We start from the raw sequence: 20,850 nt of genomic DNA, 5'->3' as shown, positions 1-20,850 counted from the left end.
AACTGGTACCACGGCGGAACGCCCGCCGCGGGCCGCCGCGCCGCAGGGGGCCGGTGCGCCGCCCGGGCCCGCTGCCCGGGCCCGCGCGAGAGCCGGCCGGGACCGGGGCGGCCGGTCCCGGCCGCCCCGGTCCCCGCGGGGCGTCAGGCGAGCTTGGCGCTCAGGGTGATCGTCGTGCCGGTCAGGGCCTGGCTGACGGGGCAGTTCTTCTTCGCGTCCTCGGCGGCGGCGACGAAGGCGTCGTCGTCCAGACCCGGCACGTCGCCCTCGACCGTGAGGTGGATGCCGGTGATGCCCTTGCCGGGCACGAAGGTGACGGCGGCCGAGGTGGTCAGCTTGACGGGCGGGTTGCCCGCCTTCGCCAGTCCGTTCGAGAAGGCCATGTTGAAGCAGCTGGAGTGCGCGGCGGCGATGAGCTCTTCCGGGCTGGTCCGCCCGTTCGCCTCCTCGTCGGTGCGCGCGGGCCAGGAGACCGGGTAGCTGCCGAGGCCGGACGAGTCGAGGGTGACGACGCCCTTGCCCTCGAACAGGTCGCCTTCCCAGACGGCGTGTGCGTTGCGTGTGGCGGCCATGGGGGATCCCTTCGCAGAAGTGGAAACGGCCGGGCCCCCGGAAGGGCGCGGCGTTCCCAAACCTACTGCGACACCAGGGGCTTCGCGTCGCGGGCGAGCGCGGTGAGCCGCGATATCGCGCGGAAGTACTTCTTCCGATAGCCGCCGTTGAGCATTTCTTCACTGAACAGCTTGTCGAAGGGGACCCCGGAGGCCAGGACGGGGACCTCGCGGTCGTACAGCCGGTCGGCGAGCACCACCAGCCGCAGGGCCGTCGACTGGTCCGGCACCGGGCCCACGTCGGTCAGGCACACCGCCGTGATCCCGTCGGTCAGCGCTCCGTAGCGGCTCGGGTGCACCCGGGCCAGGTGCTCCAGCAGGCCGGGGAAGTCGTCCAGGCTCGCGCCTTCGGTCGCGTACGCGGCCTTGGCGACCTGCTCGTCGGAGAACGGGGCCGGGGCCTCGGGCAGCCCGCGGTGGCGGTAGTCCTGCCCGTCGATCCGCAGCGGCCGGAAGTGCGCCGACAGCCCCTGGATCTCCCGCAGGAAGTCGGCGGCGGCGAAGCGGCCCTCGCCGAGCTTGCCGGGCAGCGTGTTGGAGGTCGCGGCCAGCGCCACGCCCTGCTCGACCAGGCGGCTGAGCAGCGAGGACACCAGGACCGTGTCGCCCGGGTCGTCCAGCTCGAACTCGTCGATGCACAGCAGCCGGTGCCCGCCCAGGGTCTGCACGGTCTGCTGGAAGCCGAGCGCGCCGACCAGATTGGTCAGCTCCACGAAGGTGCCGAAGGCCTTGAGCGCCGGCTCGGCGGGGGTGGCGTGCCACAGGGAGGCGAGCAGGTGGGTCTTGCCGACGCCGTAACCGCCGTCGAGGTAGACCCCGCGGGGGGCGGCCGCGGCCGCCGGCTTCTTGCTGAACCAGCGCCGCTTGCCGGCGCCGCTCGCGTGCGCCCCGCCCAGGCCGGCCGCGAAGCCGCTGAGGACGGTGACCGCCTCGGACTGGCTCGGCTGGGTCGGGTCCGGGTTGTACGTGTCGAAGCGCACCGAGTCGAAACGCGGCGGCGGCACCATCTCGGCCACCAGCCGTTCGGCGGGTACCCGGGGCTCGCGGGCGCACAGGGCCTGGGGCCCCGCGTCGGCTATCTGAGGCCGACCGGACGTGGCACCGGAGGTGGAGAGTGATGTTGACACAGCACTCAACTCTACGGGTCGTGGCACACTGCACCGATGCGACGCCTGTTCCCTGTGACCGATCAGACATCAGCTCCGTCCCAGGCCACGGCCGACCGCGAGTGGTCCCTCGACGAGCTCGCGGAGGCGTACGCGTACCCCGCCCTCGACGACGGCGCCCACTGGCTGCGGGCCAACATGGTCTCCACCCTGGACGGCGCCGCCCAGCACGAGGGCCGCTCCCAGCCCATCTCCGGCGAGACCGACATGCGGATCTTCGGCACCCTGCGGGGCCTGGCCGATGTGGTGGTCGTCGGAGCGGAAACGGTTCGCCAGGAGGGGTACCGCCCGGCCCGGGCCCGGGAGGTCTTCGCCGCCCGCCGGGAAGCCGCCGGCCAGGGCCCCGCCCCCGCCATCGCGGTGGTCACGGCGAGCCTGGACCTGGACTTCACCCTGCCCCTGTTCACCTCCCCGCTCGTGCCGACCCTGGTGCTCACCGGGGCCACCGCGCCGGCCGGCAAGGTCGCCGAGGCCGTCGCGGCCGGGGCCGAGGTCGTGGTGGCGGGCGAGGGGGCCGGCGTGGACCCGGCCCGCGCCCTGCGGGAGCTCGCCGCGCGGGGGCTGCGCCGCCAGCTCACCGAGGGCGGGCCCCGGCTGCTGGGCCAGCTCGTGGCCGCCGACGCGCTGGACGAGCTGTGCCTGACGATCTCGCCGGTGCTCACGGCGGGTGGCGCCCAGCGGATCGCCGGCGGGCCCTCCGTCACGGTTCCGCACCGGCTCGCGCCGGCCTCCGTGCTGGAGGAGGCCGGGTTCCTCTTCACCCGTTACCGTCGGATCTGAGAAGGAGCGGAATTTCTCGTTCCGCTTAGCTTCCGACGGGCACAAATCTGGGCACATATATCTGCGCAAGGCCCCGCGCGCGAGCGGGGCAGGATGGTTTCCGCAGGGGCCGGCCAGCCGGCCAGGGCCCATGAAGGAGAGGGCGTCCGTGTTCACGAGCGTATTGATGATCGAGCAGCCGCTGACCACGGTGGACGTGGACTTCGTCACCACCCTGCACGGAGACGACCCGGTCTCCTTCGTCGTCCTCATGCAACCCCGCGGCGACCAGGACCGACTGCTGCGCGCCATCGACGACGTCGCGCTCGGTGAGCTCCCCGAGGCCATCCGCGAGGGCGACGAACCCGAGGGCGAGGAAGCCCTCGGCCCGGCCGCGCACGCCCTCGCGCACTCCCTGAACGCGCTGCGCGCCAAGGGCGCCAAGGCCGTCGGGCAGATCGTCGAGGACCACCCCCTCGACAAACTGAAGGCCGTGGTGGAGGGGACCGGCGCCGACGAGGTGATCGTCCTGACCGCTCCGCACTTCGTGGAGGAGTTCTTCCACCGGGACTGGGCCTCCCGGGCCCGCCACAAGGTGGGCGTTCCGGTGCTCAAGCTCTTCGCCCACAACGAATAGGCTGGGGCGGTCAGAGCTCGAAGCACCACCCTCGATCCTGGAGCGACCTGAATGAAGCCCGGCCTGCCGACCGCCATGGAACGGCCCCACTTCATCGGCATCGGCGGCGCCGGCATGTCCGGCATCGCGAAGATCCTCGCCCAGCGCGGCGCGCGGGTCGCCGGCAGCGACAGCAAGGGCGACTCCGAGACCGCCGAGGCCCTGCGCGCCCACGGCGTCACCGTCCACGGCGGCCACGCCCCCGGCAACCTCGCCGACGACTCCACCTGCGTGGTCGTCTCCAGCGCCATCCGCGCCGACAACCCGGAGCTGGCCCGCGCCGCCGAGCTGGGCGTCCCCGTCGTGCACCGCTCCGACGCGCTCGCCGCCCTGATGGACGGCCTGCGCCCGATCGCCGTGGCCGGCACCCACGGCAAGACCACCACCACCTCGATGCTGGCCGTGTCCCTGTCGGCCCTGGGCCTGGACCCCTCGTACGCCATCGGCGGCGACCTGGACGCCCCCGGCTCCAACGCCCACCACGGCGAGGGCGACATCTTCGTGGCCGAGGCGGACGAGAGCGACCGCACCTTCCACAAGTACGCCCCGCAGGTCGCGATCATCCTCAACGCGGAGCTCGACCACCACGCGAACTACGCGTCGATCGAGGAGATCTACGAGTCCTTCGAGACCTTCGTCTCCAAGATCGTGCCCGGCGGCACCCTGGTCGTCGCCCACGGCCAGGAGGGCGCGGCCGAGATCGCCCGCCGGGTGGCCGGCCGCGAGGGCCTGAAGGTCGTCACGTACGGCGAGGAGCCCGAGGCCGACGTACGGATCACCAAGATCACCGCGCGCGGTCTGACCAGTGAGGTCACCGTCGTCCTGGACGGGCGGATGCTCACCTTCACCGTCTCCGTGCCCGGCCGCCACTACGCGCACAACGCCGTCGCTGCCCTCGCCGCCGGTGTCGCACTCGGCATTCCGGCGCACAACCTCGCCTCCGCCCTCGGCAAGTACACCGGGGTCAAGCGCCGCCTCCAGCTCAAGGGCGAAGCGGCCGGCGTCCAGGTGATCGACTCCTACGCGCACCACCCCACCGAGATGACCGCCGACCTGGAGGCCATCCGCGGCGCGGCCGGGGACTCCCGGATCCTGGTGGTCTTCCAGCCGCACCTGTTCTCCCGCACCCAGGAGCTCGGCACGCAGATGGGCCGGGCACTGGCCCTCGCCGACGCCTCCGTGGTCCTGGACATCTACCCGGCCCGCGAGGACCCGCTCCCCGGCGTCACCAGCGAGATCATCATCGCCGCCGCCCGTGCCGCGGGCGCCGACGTCACGGCCGAGCACGCCAAGGGCGCCGTCGCCGACGTCATCGCGGGAATGGCCAAGCCCGGCGATCTCGTTCTCACCATGGGCGCGGGCGACGTCACGGACCTCGGTCCGGCCATCCTCGCCCGCCTGTCGAACTAGAGGGAGGGAGACCCATGTCGTACGAGGTCCACAAGACGGACGAGCAGTGGCAGGCGGAGCTGACCCCGTCCGAATACCAGGTGCTGCGCCTCGCGGGCACCGAGCCGGCCTTCCGCGGTGAGTACACGGACACCAAGACGGAAGGCGTCTACTCCTGTCGCGGCTGCGGCGCCGAGCTGTTCCGCTCCTCGGAGAAGTTCGACTCGCACTGCGGCTGGCCGTCCTTCTACGACCCGAAGGACACCGACGCGGTCGAGCTGGTCGCCGACACCTCGCACGGCATGGTCCGCACCGAGGTCCGCTGCGCGACGTGCGGGTCCCACCTGGGCCACGTCTTCGAGGGCGAGGGCTACCCCACCCCCACCGACCAGCGCTACTGCATCAACTCGATCTCGCTGCGGCTGACCCCGGCCGACGGCGAGGGCTGACCCCTCGGGCCCGGGGCGGGCCCTCCCGGCCCCATGGCGGCCGGGAGGGCCCGCCTTGATGTCGGGGGCGTCGCGGTTGGGTTCCGATCAGGTCTCCCGCCTGCCGTGATCCGCCGCCAATAGCACGCTTTGGCCGCGGAAGACACCTATCTGTTTCCTCGGGATGGCTGGTTATGATCGGCACCCTCACATCCCGCCGCAACCGGACCGGTTGTGTACGGTCCGGCCGTCCGGCTGCCCCCGCCGCCCCCGTTCCCGAGGTCCGATGTCTCCGATAGAACCCGAAGGCGCACCAGGGCGGTCGACGGCCCGTCGCCGGCAACGGGTGCGCCTGCGCACCCTGCTCATCTGGCTGGCCGTGCTCCCCACCGTGGCGATGGGCACCCAAGTGGGGGTGACCGCCGGGCGGTTGCTGACGCAGGCGGAGCACCTGCGGGCCGATGTCGCGGCCGCGGAGCGGATCGGCGCGCCGCTCTACACGCTCATGGTCGACATGCAGGCCGAGCGGACGACGACCGCCGCGCTGTGGGCGGGCACCGCGGGCGCCGAGGAGGAGCTGGGGAACCGGCGGGCGGCGACCGACCAGGCCGTGGCCGAATTCCGTCGGCTGTCGGGCGAAGCGAACGCCTCCTTCGACGAAGTGAACCGGCGGCTGGACGGCCTGGCCGCGTACCGCCAGCGCGCGGACGCCCGCACCGGCGGCGCCGACGCGGCCCTCGCCCACTACACCGGCGTGATCGACGCGGTCATCCGGGCCTACCAGCGGGAGTTCAGCCACGCGGACGACGCCGACATCGTCCAGGAGAGCCGGCCCGTGGTGTCCATGCTCGCGGCCACCGAGATGGTGGCGCGCGAGGACACGATCCTGTCCCTGGCCGGACCGTCCCGGCAGCTGAACTCCGCCGGCTTCGACCAGTTCATCACCGCCGTGGGTGCCCACCGGCACCTGTACGAGACGTGGATCGTGCCGTACCTGCCCGAGGGCGACCGCCGGTTCTACGAGCGGATCGCGGCCTCCCCGGACTGGCAGACGAAGGTCCGCATCGAGAACGCCGTCATCTCCGAGCACACGGACGTCGACTCCGGCATCAGGCTGCCCGCCGACATCGCCGGCTGGCGGTCCGCACACGCGAACTTCTCGGTGCAGATGGCCACCCTCAACGTCGACCGGGCGCGGAAGGTCCTCACGCGCGGCGAGGACAAGGCCGCGGAGCTGGAGACCGAGGTCGCCTGGCTCATCGGGGGGAGCGGCGGCGGGCTGCTGGCCGTCGTACTGGTCGTCGTGTTCACCACGCGGTCGCTGCTGCGCCGGCTCCACGACCTGCACGCGCGCACCGTCACCGTCGCCGAGGAGACCCTCCCCGACGTCGTCGCCCGGCTCCAGCGCGGGCAGTCCGTCGACGACGGGGCCCTGCCGGCGGTGCGCGGGGAGCGCGACGAGGTCGGCCGCATCAGCGACGCGTTCGCCCGGGCCGTCGCCGTTTCCGTCGACGGGCACCGGCAGCTCGCGGCCGAGCGCCACGGGTTCGGCCTGTTCGCCACCGGGATCGCCTCGCGCACCGGAAACCTGGTCAGCCGGCAGCTGAGCCTCACCGAGGACCTCCAGGACGCCTTCGGGCACGACGAGGCGCTGCTCGCCCAGCTGATGCGCGCCGACCAGCTGACGGTGGGCATGCGACGGCAGATCGAGAACCTCCTCATCCTGGCGGGCGGCGAGGTCCCCGACCCGCACACCGAGCCCATGCGCATCGCCGACCTGCTGCGCGAAGCCGCCGCGGAGGTCGAGGACTTCCGGCGCATCGAGCGGCAGGCCCTGGACGAGATCAGCGTGGAGCCGCAGGCGGTCAGCCAGATCAGCCACCTGCTGGCGGAGCTGCTGGACAACGCCACCCGGTTCTCCCCGCCGCGCTCGAAGGTGGTCATCCGCGCCGAACTGGTCGCCGACGGGCTGTCGGTCGAGATCGAGGACCGTGGACCGCGGGTGACCCCCGAGCGGTACGAGGAGATGAACGGGCGCCTGCACCAGGCACCGCCGTACTCCGTCCTCGCTCAGAACGCGCACCGGCTCGGGCTGTTCGTGGTCGGTCACCTCGCCGAGCAGCTCCGGGCGACCGTCACCCTGCGCCGCTCGGTGTACGGGGGAACCTCCGCCGTGGTGGTCCTGCCCGGGGAGCTGCTGGTGGCCACCGGGGGCGCAGCAGCGCGCGAGAGCGCGCCCGCGGCGGCGGCGCCGGCCCCCGAGCCGTCCGCCGCCGTACCGGCGCCGCGCCCGGCCGGGGGCCGGGCCCCGGAGCCGGCCGGGCACACGGCCGCCGGGCTGCCCACCCGCCCCACGAAGCCGGCCGCGCGTGAGCCCCTGCCCGCGCCCGTGTCCGTATCTGCGCCCGTATCCGCGTCTGCGCCCGTGCGCGGGCCCGAGCCGGAGCCCGAGCCGGAGCCCGAGCCCCGGACGGCCCCGGCGGCCGCCCCCGCGCGGCCGGCGCTTCCCGAGCGCGTCCCGCAGACCCACATCGCCGAGCAGCTGCGGGCGCCCCGAGCCCCGGAACCAGACCTCCGGCCGGACACGGCGACACCCGACGAGGTGGCCGACGCCTGGGCGGACTACGAACGCGGGACCCAGACAGTGGAAGAAGAGCTCCGACGGGATCGGCCATGACTACCTCATCCAACACAGCGGCATCCAACGACGCCATCTACAGCGTCCTGGACAACAACCTGAACAGGATCGCCGGCATCCAGGGAGCGGTGCTGCTGTCCAACGACGGCATCAAGCTCAGCGCCTACCTGCTGGACGAGCCGCAGGCCGAGCGCATGGCGGCCGCGGCCTCCGGCATCGCGGCCACCATGAAGGCGATGTCCCGGGAGGTCGACGGCGGCCGCGTCATCCGCCAGCTGGTCGAGATGGACGACCGCTACCTGTGCATCGTCGGGTGCGGCGAGGGCAGCACGCTCATCGTGGTGACCTCCCGCAAGGCGCGCCTCGGGGAGCTCGGCGGCGAGGCCGTACGGACCGCGCAGGCGCTCGGCGAGTGGCTGGGCACCCCCGAGCGCGGCCAGGTGCCGACCGCGTAATGCCGCAGGACGAGCCCCAGCCCGCGCGCCGCCGCCGTACACGGCTGTACGCCCTGACCGACGGGCGCACGGCCGCGCCGCACACCGTCCTCACCATGGACACGACGATCACGGCGGCGGCCGGCGGGGAGGCGCCGGGCGGCCTGCCCACCGAGTGGCGGGCCATCCTCGCCATGTGCGCGCCGCCGGGCGGCCTGGCGGTCGCCGAGATAGCGGCCCGGATGCACATCCGCCTCACGCCGATGACGCTGCTCCTGGGCGAACTCGCGGACCGCGGGCTGATCCACCACCGGCCGCCCCTGGACCGGTCCGAGACCACCGACGTCCACCTGCTCAGGAAGATCAGGGACAACCTTGCCCGGATATGACATTCCCGCCCCGCGGGAAGCGGCCCCCGTCAAGATCCTCGTCGCCGGGGGGTTCGGGGTCGGCAAGACGACCCTGGTCGAGACGATCTCCGAGATCGAGCCGCTGCGCACGGAGGAGCGGCTGACGGCCGCCGGCGTCGGCGTGGACGACCTCGACGGCATCGAGTCCAAGACGGTGACCACCGTGGCGATGGACTTCGGCCGCCTCACCCTCACCGACGCCTCGGTCGTCCTCTACCTGTTCGGCACGCCGGGCCAGGAGCGCTTCTGGTTCATGTGGGACGACCTGCTGAACGGGGCCCTCGGGGCGATCGTGCTGGTCGACACGCGCCGCCTGGACCGCAGCTTCCCCGCGGTCGACTTCTTCGAGAGCCGCGGACTGCCCTTCGTGGTCGGCGCGAACTGCTTCCACGGCGAACAGCCCTACACGGCCGAGGAGATCGGGGCGGCGCTGCACCTGCGCGACCCGCACACCCCGGTCCTCATGCTGGACGCCCGTTCCCGCCCGGACGTCCGCGCCTGCCTGCTCGCGCTCCTCGACCGGCTCATCGCCGGCGCGGAAGCAGTGGCGACGGGCTGACCCGCCCGCTCCGGTCGCCCGCGGCCACCTCGGCCAGGTAGTCCGCCAGGGTCCGGCCCGGACCCCAGCCCCGGGACCGGGCCCTGGTCGTGTCCAGGACCACGGAGTGGGCGAGCTGGTCCACCGCGTAGCGGCTCAGCGCCGGTTCGGCGGTCGGCAGGCACTGGGCGAACCGGGCCGCCGCGTGCGCCACCGGCAGCGGCAGGTGCCGGATCCGGGCCCGGACGCCATGGGCGCGCAGGACCTCGCGGAGCGCCAGGTCGCGGGCGTACGGTTCGGCGTCGGCCACGTTGTAGGCGCCCGGGGGCCAGCCGGCCGCCGCCAGGCAGGCGTCCGCGAGGTTCTCCACCGCCGTCAGGCTCAGCATCACGTCCGGGCCCGGGAGCAGCAGGGTCCCGGCCCGGACCCGGGAGAGCAGCCGGGGCAGGAGCTGGGTGTCACCCGGGCCGTAGACCGCCCTCGGCCGCAGCACCACCGCACCGCCGGCCAGCGCGAGGGCCTCTCCGGCCGCCTTGGTACGGCCGTAGGCGTTCAGCTGGCCCGCGCGCGGATGGTCCTCGGTGACCAGGCTCCGGTCCAGCCGCGGGTCGTAGACGCTGGCGCTGCCGACCCAGACCACGGGCCGCCCGCCCGCCGCCCGGAGCAGCCGCTGCGTTCCCGCCACGTTGACCGCGTGCATCAGCGACTCCGCCGCGGAACCGGGCGCCGGATCGCCGACCGCGGCCGCGCAGTGCACCACCAGGTCCACCCCCGTCAGGTCCGGATCGGCCACGGCGGCGTCCCAGGTGCGGTGCTCCCCCTGCGGCCCGGGCCTGCGGCCCAGGCACACCACCTGCGCCCCGCGCGCGGCCGCCGTGCGGGCCACGTGACCGCCGCAGAAGCCGCTCGCCCCGGTGACCGCGATACGGATGCTCATGCGCCGGCCTCCACCAGCAGCGTCCGCCAGCCCGGCAGGGCCGCCCGCCGGTCCACCCGGGCCCGCGTCACCACCGGCCGCGCGGGGGCCAGCGCTGCCAGTACGTCGGCCAGTTGCACCTCGGCCAGCCGGGCTCCCGGGCAGGCGTGTGGCCCCGAGCCGAACACCAGCCGGGCGGCCCCCGGCCCGGCCGGCCGCCGGGCATCGGGGTCCCGGCGGTGCGCCTCGGCGGCGTGCCGGGCGACCAGCAGCAGCCGGTCGCCGCCCCGCACCGGGCAGCCGCCGACCGTACCGTCCGCGGCGGCCACCCGCGGCAGCAGCGGTGAGGCGGCCGTGACGCGCAGCAGCTCGGCGGCCAGCGCCGGCCGCAGCGCCTCGTCGGCGGCCTGGTCCCACAGCCCGGCGTCGGCGCACCACGCCACCGACCGCGGCAGCGCTGCCACGGTGGTGTTGACCGCGGCCACCGCCACCATCGCGGCCAGCGCCCCGTCGTTCAGCGGTCCCGGTCCCGCCGCCCCAGCCCCCCGTAGCCCCTCCGGCGGGGCCAGCACCCGCCGCAGCCGGGCGGCTGAGCGGACTGCCGCGGCCTGCGCGCGCGGGCGGCCCGGCCCGGGCAGGTGGCTGCGTACGGAAGCGGCCGCTGCCTCCGCGGCCGCCGCCGCCACGGCCCGCGGATCGGCGTCCGAGCCCAGCAGCGCGCAGACCACCGAGCCGGCCAGTTCCCGGGAGAGCCCGACCAGGTCCACCGCGCCGCCCCGGGCGAGCGGTTCGAGGCGGCGGTCGAGCAGCGGCCGCCACCCCGCCCGCAAGCGCGCCAGCCCGGCCACGGAGAGCTGCCCGGCCAGGTCCCTCCGGTCCGACCGGTGCCCGCCGCCGTCCTGGTCGAAGAGCACACCCCCGTCGCCGGCCAGCGCGGAGCGCGCGGCTCCGCCGGTGGTGCCCTGCGCGGTCCGGTCCAGCGGCAGCCGGGTCAGCGCTTCGCGGTAGGCCTCCGCCCCGTGCACCAGCACGGTGCCGCCGAGCCGGCGGACGGGCCGTCCGCGCGTCGCGGCGAGGAACCCGAACAGCACGGGATGGCTGCCGAGATAGACCCGGCGGTCGCGCCTTCGGGCCCGGGCGTGGGACGTGCTGCTCATCGGGAACGCACCTTCGTGGGGATCGGGACGGGGGAAGCGGGTCCGGCGGGCCGGGCGGATCCGGGCGGATCAGGACGGTCCGGGCGGTCCGGGACCGTCGCGGGCGATCCGGGCGGTCCGGGACCGTCGCGGGCGGGAGGTCATGCCGTCGGTCCCAGGCGTTGTGCCGCCATCGCGGACGTGGCCGCCCGGTCCGGTTTGCGCGAGCGGCCCGACAGGGGGATGCGGGCGAAGAGCAGGGCGTCGGGGCGCGCCGTGCCCATCCGGTGCAGGGGACCCGACAGGGCGCTGCGCAGGGCGGGTTCGGGCACGCCGCGCCCCGGCTGCACGACGGCGACGAGCCGTTCGTCGCCGTCACCCGCCGGGACGCCGACCAGGACGGCCAGTTCCACGCCCGGCACGTGCAGGGCGGGCTCGTACAGCCCCGGGTAGATGTTCTCCGCCCGGCGCAGCACCATGTCCTTGCACCTGCCCTCGAGGACGATCCGGCCCGCGCCGTCCAGCCGTGCCCGGTCGCCCGTGCGCACCCACGGGTCGGGCTCCTCGCCGAGGTAGCGGCGGCGGGCCGCGGCCCCGGCCAGCAGCAGTTGGCCGTCCGCGTCGGTCTCGGCCAGGACGCCCGGCAGCGGGGCGCCGACCAGGTCGCCCGGGCCCTCGAAGGCGGACTTCTCCCGCGCTTCGACGGCGGCGGCCGGGAACAGTTCGGTGAGCGCGTACACCCCCCACGCCCGGGCCGCGCCCGCGTCCCGCACCCGCTCCAGCAGGGCGGCGTCGGCCGGGGCCGAGCCCGTCCAGACCCGGCCGTGGAAGCGGGCGCCCGCGTCCAGCGCGTCCCGCAGTGCGGGCGGGGTCAGATAGGTGTCCCGGGGGCGCAGCCGGTGGAGCTGGCGGGCCAGCACCCGCGGGTCGCGGGCCGGCAGCGCGACGGGGGCGCCGCAGGTCAGCGACGGGACCAGGACGAAGAAGGTGCCCCCGAGCACGGGCTGGTCGGGGGCCGCGTCGAAGAGGGAGGCGACCGTGGCCATCCCGGCGGCCAGGCTCGACCGGGTGTGCACCACGGCGCGCGGCCGGGAGGTGGTCCCCGAGGTGAACACGATCACCGCGTCCCCGTCGTGGTCCCCGTGCACCGGGACCCCGGCCCGGGGGGCCGCCGGGTCCAGCGCGGGCGCACAGCCGGGCAGCCGGGGGCCGACGGTGGCCACCGGGCCCAGCTCGGCCAGGTGGGGCAGGGCGAGCCCCGCCCGGCGGGCCAGCGGCCGGGCCCAGCCCGCCACCGCCTGCGCCGCGGCGTCGGCGAGCACCAGCGAGGGCCGGGCCAGGGCCAGCCGGGCGCGCAGCACGTCCGGCCCGGCGCCGGGGTCGAGCACGGCCCCGCGCAGCCCGAGCCGCCACAGGGCGAGCAGGACGGCCAGGGCCCGCGGACCGGGGCGTACGGCGACGCCGACGGTGTCCCCGGCGCGCAGTCCGCGTGCGTGCAGGGCGGCGGCGAACGCATCGGACAGCTCGGCCAGTTCACCGCCGGTGGCCCGGACCCGGGCGGCGCCGGTACGCGTGGCGGTGAGCACGGCCGGCCGCTCGGGGCGGCTGCGCAGCGCGTGGTCGAGACGGTCGAGCATCAGCGGGGATCCGTTCCGTGCGGGCCGCTGCCCCGGTCCAGGTACCAGCGGGCTGTGCCCGCGATCCCGTAGGCCCGCAGGCGCCGCGTGGAGTTCTCCACGACCATCTCCCGGCAGTGTGCGATCCGGTCGGTGTGGCGGCGTACGGCGTTGAGGAAGAGCCGGTCGGTGGGGGAGGGGCGCCGGGGCATGCCGCCGACGGCCAGGTACAGGTCGGCGGTGATGGCCATGTTGTTGCCGGCGTGCATGCGGTAGGGGGCCCGGAAGCCGTTGCGGCGCGCGTGCCCGGGACGCAGCCGTCCGAACAGCGCGGCGAGCGCCACGAGGAGGCCGAAGCCGGCCCGGCCCAGCGGGCCGTGCTCGTCGCGCCGGGCGACGATCCGGCCGCACACCAGCCCGGGGCGTTCGGTGAGGGCGGCCCGCGCGGCGCGCGTCCAGCCGGGCCGGGGCAGGCAGTCGGCGTCGGTGCGGGCGAGCAGGGCGGCGCCCCGGTCGATCGCGTACCGGAAGCCGGTGTCCACGGCCGAGCCGACCCCCTTCTCGGGCTCCTCGATCACCTCGACCGGGAACGGCGCGCCCGCCGCGAACTCCCGGGCGATCGCGGCCGTCCGGTCCGCCGAGGCGTTGTCGACGACCAGCAGGGTGAAGTCCCGGTCCCGCTGGGCGGCCAGGGCCCGCAGGGTCTGCCCGAGGCGGGCCTCCTCCTCGTGCGCGGGCACGACCACCCACATCGACCGGCTCACGACTTCTCCCAGACCATCGTCATGATGCTGATGCCGCCGCCGAGGCCCACGAACAACACCCGCTCCCCAGGGGCGAGTTCGGTGAAGACCCGGTCCAGCTGGAGCCCGATGCTCGCGCTCGCCACGTTGCCGAGCTCGGGCACGGTCACCACCAGCTTCCCGGCCGGCACCCCGGTCAGCTCCGCGAACCGCTCCAGGTAGGGCACGGTCACCTGGTGCACGAGGACCTTGGCGAAGCCGTCCCACTCCATACCCGTCCGGTGCAGCGTCCGGTCGATGACGGCGGTGCCCACCTTCTCGAAGACGCCGCGCAGTTCGTGGCCGTCGCCGCGGAAGTAGGTGTACTCGTCCCCGCGCGGGTGGCGCGAACCGCCGCCCGGGATGCCGCCGACCTCCCAGTGCTCCGAGTGGGTCTCGGTGTCCACGTCGAGGATCCCGCCGCGCTCGACGGCCTCCACGACCACGGCGGCCCCCGCGTCCCCGAACGTGTATCCCGCGAAGCCGCTGCGGAACTCGGCCGCGTCGGCGGGGTCCCTGCGCACCGCCCGGCTCGGGGTCTCCCCGGTGACCACCAGGGCCCGCCGCGCCCGCCCGGCGAGGACCATGGAGCGGGCGAGGTCGATCCCGTTCACGAAGCTGTTGCAGGCGTTGGTGACGTCAAGAGCGTGGGCCCGCGAGCCCAGCTCAGCCTGCACGATGTGCGCGGTGGCGGGCTCGACCATGTCGCGGGAGGCGGAGGCGAACAGCAGCAGGTCGATGTCGAGCGGGCTCAGACCGGCCGCGTCCAGCGCCCGGCGGGCGGCGCCGACGGCCAGCGTGGAGGCGTACACCCCGGGGCCGGCGACGCGGCGGGAGACGATCCCGGTCGCCTGCCGGAGCAGCGTCGGGGGCAGGGTGAGGCCGCTGCGCAGGGCCACCTCCCGCTGCAGGGAGTCCGAGGAGAGCGCCTCGGCGGGCAGCATGCTGCCGACGGCGGTTATCCCGGCACGCGATGGTGGGTCACATGGCTGAAAGGGCATGCCCACACGATGACAAGGCGCCACAGCCCGGGCATGAGTACGCGTGCTCAGATCGGCGCACAGGCCGGATGAGTATCCCCGCCCGGCGCTCGGAGCGCGAAGTGCAGTGATTCAGGGGGCTGTTGTGCGGGGGGTGGTTCGCTTACCGTCGTCGCCAGACGCGCGGGCCGTCGGCAGCGACCTTTCCGTTCTCCGGCTGTACGGCCAGGTGTCAGACAGGGATCTCCGTCCGGTACGCCGGGGGCGCTGTCCTTGGGGCGCCCCTCGCCTCCCTCACTCACCCGCAGAGGTCGTCACGCCATGGCAGAACTCAATCGCCGCAGGTTCCTCCAGATCGCCGGCGGCACCGCCGCGCTGACGATGCTGAACGACAGCATCGCGCGGGCCGCCGCCATCGAGGCGCAGGGCACCACCGGCACGATCCAGGACATCGAGCACATCGTCGTCCTGATGCAGGAGAACCGTTCCTTCGACCACTACTTCGGCGCGATGAAGGGAGTCCGGGGCTTCGGAGACCCGCGCCCCGTCCTCCAGGACAACGGCAAGTCAGTCTTCCACCAGTCCAGCGGGACGAAGGACGTCCTTCCCTTCCACCCGCAGATCGAGGACCTCGGGATGCAGTTCCTCGAGGGCCTGGACCACGACTGGGCCGGCGGCCACCAGGCGTACAACAACGGCAAGTACGACAAGTGGATCCCGGCCAAGACGGCCACGACCATGTCGTACATGACCCGGAACGACATCCCGTTCCACTACGCCCTCGCCGACGCCTTCACGGTGTGCGACGCCTACCACTGCTCCTTCATCGGCGCCACCGACCCCAACCGCTACTACATGTGGACGGGCTACACGGGCAACGACGGCACCGGCGGCGGCCCGGTCCTCGGCAACCAGGAGGCCGGATACGGCTGGAAGACCTACCCCGAGCGCCTGGAGGCGGCCGGAGTGTCCTGGAAGGTCTACCAGGACATCGGCGACGGCCTGAACGCGGCCGGTTCCTGGGGCTGGATCAACGACGCCTTCCGCGGCAACTACGGCGACAACTCCCTGCTGTACTTCAACTCCTACCGCAACGCCCAGCCGGGCAGCCCCCTCTACGAGAAGGCCCGCACGGGCACCAACGTCAAAGCGGGCGAAGGGTACTTCGACCGGCTGCGCGCCGACGTGGCGGGCGGCACCCTTCCCCAGGTCTCCTGGATCGCCGCCCCCGAGGCGTTCAGCGAGCACTCCAACTGGCCGACGAACTTCGGCGCCTGGTACATCTCGCAGGTGCTCGACGCACTGACGGCGAACCCGGCGGTGTGGGCGAAGACCGCCCTCTTCCTCACCTACGACGAGAACGACGGCTTCTTCGACCACGTGGTGCCCCCGTACCCGCCCGCGTCCTCGGCCTGGGGCCTGTCCACCGCGAGCGTGACCGGCGACCTCTACAACGGGGGCGGCGGCTACGCGGCCGGTCCCTACGGGCTGGGCCCGCGCGTCCCGATGATCGTGGTCTCGCCGTGGAGCAAGGGCGGCTACGTCTGCTCCGAGACCTTCGACCACACCTCCGTGATCCGCTTCATGGAGAAGCGCTTCGGCGTGCAGGAGCCCAACATCTCGCCGTGGCGCCGCGCCGTCTGCGGCGACCTGACCTCGGCGTTCGACTTCACCCGGGCGGACGCCGCGCCGGCCGCCCTGCCGTCCACGGCCGGGTACGTCCCGCCGGACAAGAACCGCCACCCGTCCTACCACCCGACCCCGCCGGCCACCGGCACGATGCCCCGCCAGGAGGCCGGCTCCAAGCCGACGCGCGCGCTCGGCTACAGCCCCTACGTGGACGGCCGGGCAACGCCCTCCACCGGCAAGTTCACCCTGACCTTCGCCTCCGGCCCCGCCCTCGGCGCCCATTTCCACAGCACCTCGGGCAACCGCACGGACGGCCCCTGGCCCTACACGGTCGAGGCGGGCAAGACGCTCTCGGACACCTGGAGCACCAGCAGCTCCACCGGCAACCAGATCAACCTCACGGTCTGGGGCCCCAACGGCTTCCTGCGGACCTGGAAGGGTCCGGCGAAGAAGGCCGGCCCCGAGGTCACGGCCCGCCACGACGGAGCCACCGGAAACCTCAGGCTGACCCTGGCCAACTCCGGTTCCACCGCGGTCAACCTCACGGTGACCAACGCCTACAACGGCGCCGCCCAGACCCTGCGGGTCGCGGCCGGAGCCACGGCCGCGTACACGGCGGACCTGAGCGCGACGGGCCGCTGGTACGACGTCACGGTGGTCTCCGATGCGGACGCCACCTTCCTGCGCCGCTTCGCCGGCCACGTGGAGACGGGCGCCCCGGGCGTCTCCGACCCGGCGATCAAGACCGTCTGACCCCCTCCCGCGCGCCCCCCGTCACCTGCGCCCTCCGGGGAGCCGCCGCCCGCGGTGACTTCGCGGACGGCGGTGTGACGGTGGGGCCAATGGGCAGGAAGTACGGCGTTGGTTTTCTCCACCCCGTCACCGAGGGAGAACGCATGGCCATCGCGCACCGCAGGATCGGCACCGGACCCGTTCGCGTCATCGTCCTGCACGACTGGTTCGGGACCTGCGCCAACTGGGGCTCCGTGCTGGACTACTTGGACCCCGAGGAGTTCTCGTACGCCTTCCTCGACTACCGCGGCTACGGTGAGCGGCGCAACGTCCCGGGCCGCTACGACCTCCCCGAGATCGCCGACGACGTCCTGGAGCTCGCCGACGGGCTCGGCTGGGAGACGTTCTCCCTCCTCGGGCACTCCATGGGCGGCAAGGCGATCCAGCAGGTCCTCGTCCGCGCCCCCGAGCGGATCGAGAAGCTGATCGGGCTCGCCCCGGTGCCGGCCGCGCCGTACGAGATGGACGGCACCACCCGCGCCCTCTTCTACGGCGCCGCCGAGGACCCGGAGAAGCGGCGCGTCATCCTCGACCTGGTCACCGGGAACCGGGCCAGCCGCCACTGGGTGCAGCGCATGGTCGCCCACTCCCTGGACGTCTCGCGCCCCGAGGCCTTCGCCGCCTACCTGGCGAGCTGGCAGCCGCTCGACCTGTCCTCCGCCGTGAAGGGCAGCACCGTCCCGGTCCTGGTCCTGGTCGGGGAGTACGACCTCGCGCTGACCGCCGACGTGATGCGCGCCACGTGGCAGGCCTGGTACCCGAACTGCCGGATCCGCACCCTCGCGGGCGCCGGCCACTACCCGCCCCACGAGACCCCCGTGGCGTTCGCCACCGAGGTGGAGGCCTTCCTGCGGGCCTAGAGGTGCCCTGCCGACCGGGGAAAAGCCCGTGAGGGGTACGAGGAAACCTCGTACCCCTCACGGGACCAACAGGGTGAGTGACGGGACTTGAACCCGCGGCCACCTGGACCACAACCAGGTGCTCTACCAACTGAGCTACACCCACCACGAAGGGCGGCGGACCACCCGTTCGATGTGCAAGCACAGCATAGCCGATCAGGAGGGTGGTCCCGCGACGCGTTATCCGGCGGACCGGCCGGCGGCCGGCGTGGCGGCGAGCGTGCCCGTGAGCCCGTCCGGCCGCCCCGCGGCACGGGCGACGGCGGCCGCGGCGAGGGCCCGGACGATCGGGTGCGGCCGCGTCCCGTCCCCGTGCAGCTCCGGCTGGAACAGCGTCGCCAGGAAGAAGGGGTGGCCGGGCAGCTCCACGATGCGCGCCCCGCCGTCCTCGTCGTGCCCCGACAGCCGCAGCCCGTGCTCGGTGAGCGTCGGCAGGTGCAGGGGCGACGGCCCGTAATTGCAGTGGTAGCGCTCCATCGACCGCTCCGCGCCCAGTGCGGACTCGGCGAGTGAGCCGGGCTCGGCCCGCACGAGGCCCTCGTGTCCGACGAGCGAGCACGCGAGCGGCGCGATCAGCAGGTCCGTGGCATCCGGGTCGTTCTCGGCGTGCGCGGCGCCGGTCAGCCCGCAGACCGTCCGGGCGTACTCCAGCAGGGCGTGCTGGAAGCCGCCGCAGGTGCCGAGGAAGGGGATGCCCTCCTCGCGGGCCACCCGGATCGCGGCCAGTGCCCCGGCCTCGCTGGCGTACGGGCTCCCGGGCAGCACCCACACGGCGTCGAAGCGGGCCAGCGTCCCGGACCCGGCCTCGGCCTCGGCGTCGCCGGTGGGGATCCAGTAGGCGTCGAGGACGAGTCCGTCACGGGTGGCCAGGGCGTCGAGGAGGAGCGGGATGCGGGTGTGGGACTTCACGTGGGGGGAGCGGTCGCCGACGAGGGCGATCCGGGCGATCGGTGCGGAGGATGCGGACGGTGCGGACGGTGCGGACGGCGCGGACGGTGCGGTGGTCATGTGGATCATCCTGCGGCCGGCCCCGCTTCAGCGCCAACGATTGTTTCTGCACTGCCGATAAGCAACGCTGATGACCATGGACCCGCACCTGCTCCGCACCTTCGTCACCGTGGCCCGGCTCTCCTCCTTCTCCGCGGCCGCCCGCGAGCTCGGCTACACCCAGTCCGCCGTCTCCCAGCACATCGCCGCCCTCGAAGGAGACCTGTGCACCGGGCTGCTCACCCGCAGGCCCGTCGCTCCGACCCCGGCCGGGACCCGGCTGCTGGAGCACGCCGGACCTCTGCTGCTGCGGCTCGACGCCGCCCGGGCCGACGTGCTGCGGCTGGCCGCCGCGCCACCCGGCCGGGTCACGCTCGCCGCCTCCCCGCTGGCCATCGGCCCCGCGCTGCTCGCCGCGCTGCCCGCCACCGGGGTCACCCTGCGGGTGCTGCCCCCGGCGGAGGTGCCCGCCGCGGTCGCCACCGGCGGCTGCGACCTCGGCCTCGTCGACGGCCTCGCCGCGCCCAGCGACCCCTTGCGGCTGCCCGACGTGGCCCCGCTCACCGTGACCGGTCTGGGGGAGGAGGGCCTGGCCGTGCTGCTGCCCGCCGGGCACCCCTTCGCCGGGCGGGCCGCCGTCCGGCTGGACGACCTCGCCGACGCGCGCTGGATCGACGCCCCCGCCCTGGGGCTCGCGCTCCCCGCCACCCGCCGCGCCCTGCGCTACGACGGCACCGACGTGCTCGCCCTGTGCGCACTGGCCACCGCCGGGCACGGCCTCGTCCTGCTGCCGCGCCGGGTCGCCGGGGCCGCCGGCGCGGGGGCCGCCGTACCGCTGTCCGTGCCGCGCCTGGTGCACCGGACGGAGCTGCTGTCACCGGGTACGCCGACCGGCGCGGCCGCTGCGCTCGCCGCACGGCTCACGGCAGGATCACCCGTATGACCCACGAACCCGCACCCTTCACGGCCGAGGACTACGCCGCCCGGATGGCCGCCGCCGCGCAGAGCGCCGCCGACGCCGGACTGGCCGGGCTGCTGATCGCACCCGGGCCCGACCTCACGCACCTCACCGGCTACCGCCCCACCGCCGAGACCGAGCGGCTCACCCTGCTGGTCCTGGCCGCCGGACGGGAACCGGTGCTCGTGGTGCCCGCCCTTGAGGCCCCCGACGCCGCCAAGGCCCCCGGCGCCGCCGCACTGAGCCTGCGCGACTGGACCGACGGGAAGAACCCGTACGCGCTCGCCGCCCCGCTGCTGGACGCGGCCGGACGCTTCGGCGTGAGCGACAACACCTGGGCCCTGCACCTCCTCGGCCTGCAACGGGAGTTGCCCACCGCCTCCTACGCGCCGCTCACCGACGCGCTGCCCATGCTGCGGGCGGTGAAGGACGAGCGCGAACTGGAGCGCCTCGCCGCGGCCGGCGCCGCGGCCGACGCCGCCTACGCACAGGCCCTCCACCTCCCCTTCGCGGGCCGCCGGGAGACCGAGGTCGCCGAGGACCTGGCCGCGCTGCTGCGCGCCCACGGCCACTCCCAGGTCGACTTCACCGTCGTCGGTTCCGGACCCAACGGGGCCAACCCGCATCACGAGGCCGGTGAGCGCGTCATCCGGCACGGCGACATGGTCGTCCTCGACTTCGGCGGCCTGCGGTACGGCTACGGCTCCGACATCTCCCGCACCGTGCACGTGGGCGGGCCGACCGCCGAGGAGCAGCGCGTCCACGACGTCGTCCGCGAGGCCCAGCAGGCCGGCGTGGCCGCGGTCCGGCCGGGGGCCACCTGCCAGGACGTGGACCGCGCGGCCCGCGCGGTGATCACCGAGTTCGGCTACGGAGACCGCTTCATCCACCGCGCCGGCCACGGGATCGGCGTCACCACCCACGAGCCGCCGTACATGGTCGAGGGCGAGGAACAGCCGCTGGTCCCCGGCATGTGCTTCTCCGTGGAGCCGGGCATCTACCTGCCCGGCCGGTTCGGCGTCCGCATCGAGGACATCGTGACCGTCACCGAGGACGGCGGGCGCCGCCTCAACAACGCCCCCCGCGAGCTCGCGGTCGTCGAATAG

General features: G+C 74.3%; 20 protein-coding genes and 1 tRNA gene. 12 read left to right on the top strand and 9 right to left on the bottom strand.

The features are described from left to right. Positions 1-143: 143 nt before the first annotated feature. Together AB0D44_RS12925 and zapE are read right to left on the bottom strand one after the other, a co-directional pair. Positions 144-572, bottom strand: coding sequence for an OsmC family protein (locus AB0D44_RS12925; RefSeq protein WP_362588758.1), 429 nt, complete (start codon positions 570-572; stop codon positions 144-146). Positions 573-634: 62 nt separating this feature from the next. Beyond that, entirely contained in the window at positions 635-1,738 is a 1,104-nt protein-coding gene (gene zapE / locus AB0D44_RS12920) for a cell division protein ZapE (RefSeq protein ID WP_362588755.1), read from the bottom strand. A 36-nt stretch (positions 1,739-1,774) separates the two neighbouring features. On the opposite strand from zapE, the gene AB0D44_RS12915 reads away from it, so the two are divergent. The 8 genes from AB0D44_RS12915 (at position 1,775) to AB0D44_RS12880 (ending at position 9,070) form a co-directional block, all read left to right on the top strand. Continuing rightward, positions 1,775-2,557, top strand: coding sequence for a pyrimidine reductase family protein (locus AB0D44_RS12915; RefSeq protein ID WP_362588752.1), 783 nt, complete (start codon positions 1,775-1,777; stop codon positions 2,555-2,557). A 148-nt stretch (positions 2,558-2,705) separates the two neighbouring features. After that, positions 2,706-3,173: an indole-3-glycerol phosphate synthase gene (locus AB0D44_RS12910; protein ID WP_362588750.1), complete on the top strand. Its 468-nt coding sequence runs from the start codon at positions 2,706-2,708 to the stop codon at positions 3,171-3,173. 51 nt (positions 3,174-3,224) lie between these two features. Further along, positions 3,225-4,622 (top strand): UDP-N-acetylmuramate--L-alanine ligase, encoded by a 1,398-nt coding sequence (murC, locus tag AB0D44_RS12905; RefSeq protein ID WP_362588747.1) that lies wholly within the window; start codon positions 3,225-3,227, stop codon positions 4,620-4,622. Positions 4,623-4,636: 14 nt separating this feature from the next. Then, a complete protein-coding gene (gene msrB, locus AB0D44_RS12900) occupies positions 4,637-5,050 on the top strand; it encodes a peptide-methionine (R)-S-oxide reductase MsrB (RefSeq protein ID WP_362588745.1) in 414 nt (137 codons plus the stop codon). 325 nt (positions 5,051-5,375) lie between these two features. Beyond that, a complete protein-coding gene (locus AB0D44_RS12895; RefSeq protein ID WP_362588742.1) occupies positions 5,376-7,706 on the top strand; it encodes a sensor histidine kinase in 2,331 nt (776 codons plus the stop codon). Beyond that, positions 7,703-8,122, top strand: coding sequence for a roadblock/LC7 domain-containing protein (locus tag AB0D44_RS12890; RefSeq protein ID WP_362588740.1), 420 nt, complete (start codon positions 7,703-7,705; stop codon positions 8,120-8,122). Before AB0D44_RS12895 ends, AB0D44_RS12890 begins: the two co-directional genes overlap by 4 nt. Next, positions 8,122-8,490 (top strand): DUF742 domain-containing protein, encoded by a 369-nt coding sequence (locus AB0D44_RS12885; RefSeq protein ID WP_362588737.1) that lies wholly within the window; start codon positions 8,122-8,124, stop codon positions 8,488-8,490. Before AB0D44_RS12890 ends, AB0D44_RS12885 begins: the two co-directional genes overlap by 1 nt. Then, a complete protein-coding gene (locus tag AB0D44_RS12880; RefSeq protein WP_362588735.1) occupies positions 8,477-9,070 on the top strand; it encodes an ATP/GTP-binding protein in 594 nt (197 codons plus the stop codon). The genes AB0D44_RS12885 and AB0D44_RS12880 overlap by 14 nt, the downstream gene beginning before the upstream one ends. On the opposite strand, the gene AB0D44_RS12875 is transcribed toward AB0D44_RS12880, so the two are convergent. The 5 genes from AB0D44_RS12875 to AB0D44_RS12855 all read right to left on the bottom strand — a co-directional run bounded on the left by AB0D44_RS12875 (position 9,036) and on the right by AB0D44_RS12855 (position 14,443). Further along, positions 9,036-9,986 carry an NAD(P)-dependent oxidoreductase gene (locus tag AB0D44_RS12875; RefSeq protein WP_362588732.1) on the bottom strand — a complete coding sequence of 317 codons (951 nt, stop codon included), beginning with the start codon at positions 9,984-9,986 and terminating at the stop codon, positions 9,036-9,038. The genes AB0D44_RS12880 and AB0D44_RS12875 overlap by 35 nt on opposite strands. Further along, positions 9,983-11,122 carry a cytochrome P450 gene (locus AB0D44_RS12870; RefSeq protein ID WP_362588729.1) on the bottom strand — a complete coding sequence of 380 codons (1,140 nt, stop codon included), beginning with the start codon at positions 11,120-11,122 and terminating at the stop codon, positions 9,983-9,985. The genes AB0D44_RS12875 and AB0D44_RS12870 overlap by 4 nt, the downstream gene beginning before the upstream one ends. 140 nt (positions 11,123-11,262) lie before the next feature. Next, positions 11,263-12,738 carry a class I adenylate-forming enzyme family protein gene (locus tag AB0D44_RS12865; protein ID WP_362588726.1) on the bottom strand — a complete coding sequence of 492 codons (1,476 nt, stop codon included), beginning with the start codon at positions 12,736-12,738 and terminating at the stop codon, positions 11,263-11,265. Beyond that, positions 12,738-13,481 (bottom strand): glycosyltransferase family A protein, encoded by a 744-nt coding sequence (locus AB0D44_RS12860; protein ID WP_362588723.1) that lies wholly within the window; start codon positions 13,479-13,481, stop codon positions 12,738-12,740. Before AB0D44_RS12860 ends, AB0D44_RS12865 begins: the two co-directional genes overlap by 1 nt. Next, complete coding sequence (locus AB0D44_RS12855) at positions 13,478-14,443, bottom strand: ketoacyl-ACP synthase III (protein WP_362588720.1); 966 nt, start codon at positions 14,441-14,443, stop codon at positions 13,478-13,480. Before AB0D44_RS12855 ends, AB0D44_RS12860 begins: the two co-directional genes overlap by 4 nt. Before the next feature lie 357 nt (positions 14,444-14,800). On the opposite strand from AB0D44_RS12855, the gene AB0D44_RS12850 reads away from it, so the two are divergent. Next, a complete protein-coding gene (locus AB0D44_RS12850; RefSeq protein WP_362588717.1) occupies positions 14,801-16,861 on the top strand; it encodes a phosphocholine-specific phospholipase C in 2,061 nt (686 codons plus the stop codon). Between the two features lie 143 nt (positions 16,862-17,004). After that, positions 17,005-17,760, top strand: coding sequence for an alpha/beta hydrolase (locus AB0D44_RS12845; RefSeq protein WP_362588714.1), 756 nt, complete (start codon positions 17,005-17,007; stop codon positions 17,758-17,760). A 72-nt stretch (positions 17,761-17,832) separates the two neighbouring features. Here AB0D44_RS12845 and AB0D44_RS12840 read toward each other — a convergent pair. Continuing rightward, a tRNA-His gene (locus AB0D44_RS12840) sits at positions 17,833-17,905 on the bottom strand. 74 nt (positions 17,906-17,979) lie between these two features. Further along, positions 17,980-18,807: a hypothetical protein gene (locus AB0D44_RS12835; protein WP_362588711.1), complete on the bottom strand. Its 828-nt coding sequence runs from the start codon at positions 18,805-18,807 to the stop codon at positions 17,980-17,982. A 76-nt stretch (positions 18,808-18,883) separates the two neighbouring features. Here AB0D44_RS12835 and AB0D44_RS12830 point away from each other — a divergent pair, with 76 nt between their 5' ends. Beyond that, positions 18,884-19,729 carry a LysR family transcriptional regulator gene (locus AB0D44_RS12830; RefSeq protein ID WP_362588855.1) on the top strand — a complete coding sequence of 282 codons (846 nt, stop codon included), beginning with the start codon at positions 18,884-18,886 and terminating at the stop codon, positions 19,727-19,729. Continuing rightward, on the top strand, positions 19,726-20,850 hold the full coding sequence (locus AB0D44_RS12825) for an aminopeptidase P family protein (RefSeq protein ID WP_362588708.1): 1,125 nt from the start codon (positions 19,726-19,728) through the stop codon (positions 20,848-20,850). Before AB0D44_RS12830 ends, AB0D44_RS12825 begins: the two co-directional genes overlap by 4 nt.

The sequence above is a fragment of the Streptomyces sp. NPDC048349 genome (genome assembly GCF_040651925.1).
Lineage (GTDB): Bacteria > Actinomycetota > Actinomycetes > Streptomycetales > Streptomycetaceae > Streptomyces.
Note: the sequence above shows the minus strand (reverse complement) of the source record. Positions and strands in the feature narration are given on the sequence as shown.

Coding starts and splice junctions, on each gene's coding strand:
- msrB (WP_362588745.1), top strand. CDS start 4,637: ATGTCGTACGAGGTCCACAAGACGGACGAGCAGTGGCAGGCGGAGCTG.
- AB0D44_RS12915 (WP_362588752.1), top strand. CDS start 1,775: ATGCGACGCCTGTTCCCTGTGACCGATCAGACATCAGCTCCGTCCCAG.
- AB0D44_RS12875 (WP_362588732.1), bottom strand. CDS start 9,986: ATGAGCATCCGTATCGCGGTCACCGGGGCGAGCGGCTTCTGCGGCGGT.
- AB0D44_RS12865 (WP_362588726.1), bottom strand. CDS start 12,738: ATGCTCGACCGTCTCGACCACGCGCTGCGCAGCCGCCCCGAGCGGCCG.
- AB0D44_RS12870 (WP_362588729.1), bottom strand. CDS start 11,122: ATGAGCAGCACGTCCCACGCCCGGGCCCGAAGGCGCGACCGCCGGGTC.
- AB0D44_RS12835 (WP_362588711.1), bottom strand. CDS start 18,807: ATGACCACCGCACCGTCCGCGCCGTCCGCACCGTCCGCACCGTCCGCA.
- AB0D44_RS12885 (WP_362588737.1), top strand. CDS start 8,122: ATGCCGCAGGACGAGCCCCAGCCCGCGCGCCGCCGCCGTACACGGCTG.
- AB0D44_RS12845 (WP_362588714.1), top strand. CDS start 17,005: ATGGCCATCGCGCACCGCAGGATCGGCACCGGACCCGTTCGCGTCATC.
- AB0D44_RS12890 (WP_362588740.1), top strand. CDS start 7,703: ATGACTACCTCATCCAACACAGCGGCATCCAACGACGCCATCTACAGC.
- murC (WP_362588747.1), top strand. CDS start 3,225: ATGAAGCCCGGCCTGCCGACCGCCATGGAACGGCCCCACTTCATCGGC.
- AB0D44_RS12830 (WP_362588855.1), top strand. CDS start 18,884: ATGGACCCGCACCTGCTCCGCACCTTCGTCACCGTGGCCCGGCTCTCC.
- AB0D44_RS12825 (WP_362588708.1), top strand. CDS start 19,726: ATGACCCACGAACCCGCACCCTTCACGGCCGAGGACTACGCCGCCCGG.
- AB0D44_RS12850 (WP_362588717.1), top strand. CDS start 14,801: ATGGCAGAACTCAATCGCCGCAGGTTCCTCCAGATCGCCGGCGGCACC.
- AB0D44_RS12855 (WP_362588720.1), bottom strand. CDS start 14,443: ATGCTGCCCGCCGAGGCGCTCTCCTCGGACTCCCTGCAGCGGGAGGTG.
- AB0D44_RS12925 (WP_362588758.1), bottom strand. CDS start 572: ATGGCCGCCACACGCAACGCACACGCCGTCTGGGAAGGCGACCTGTTC.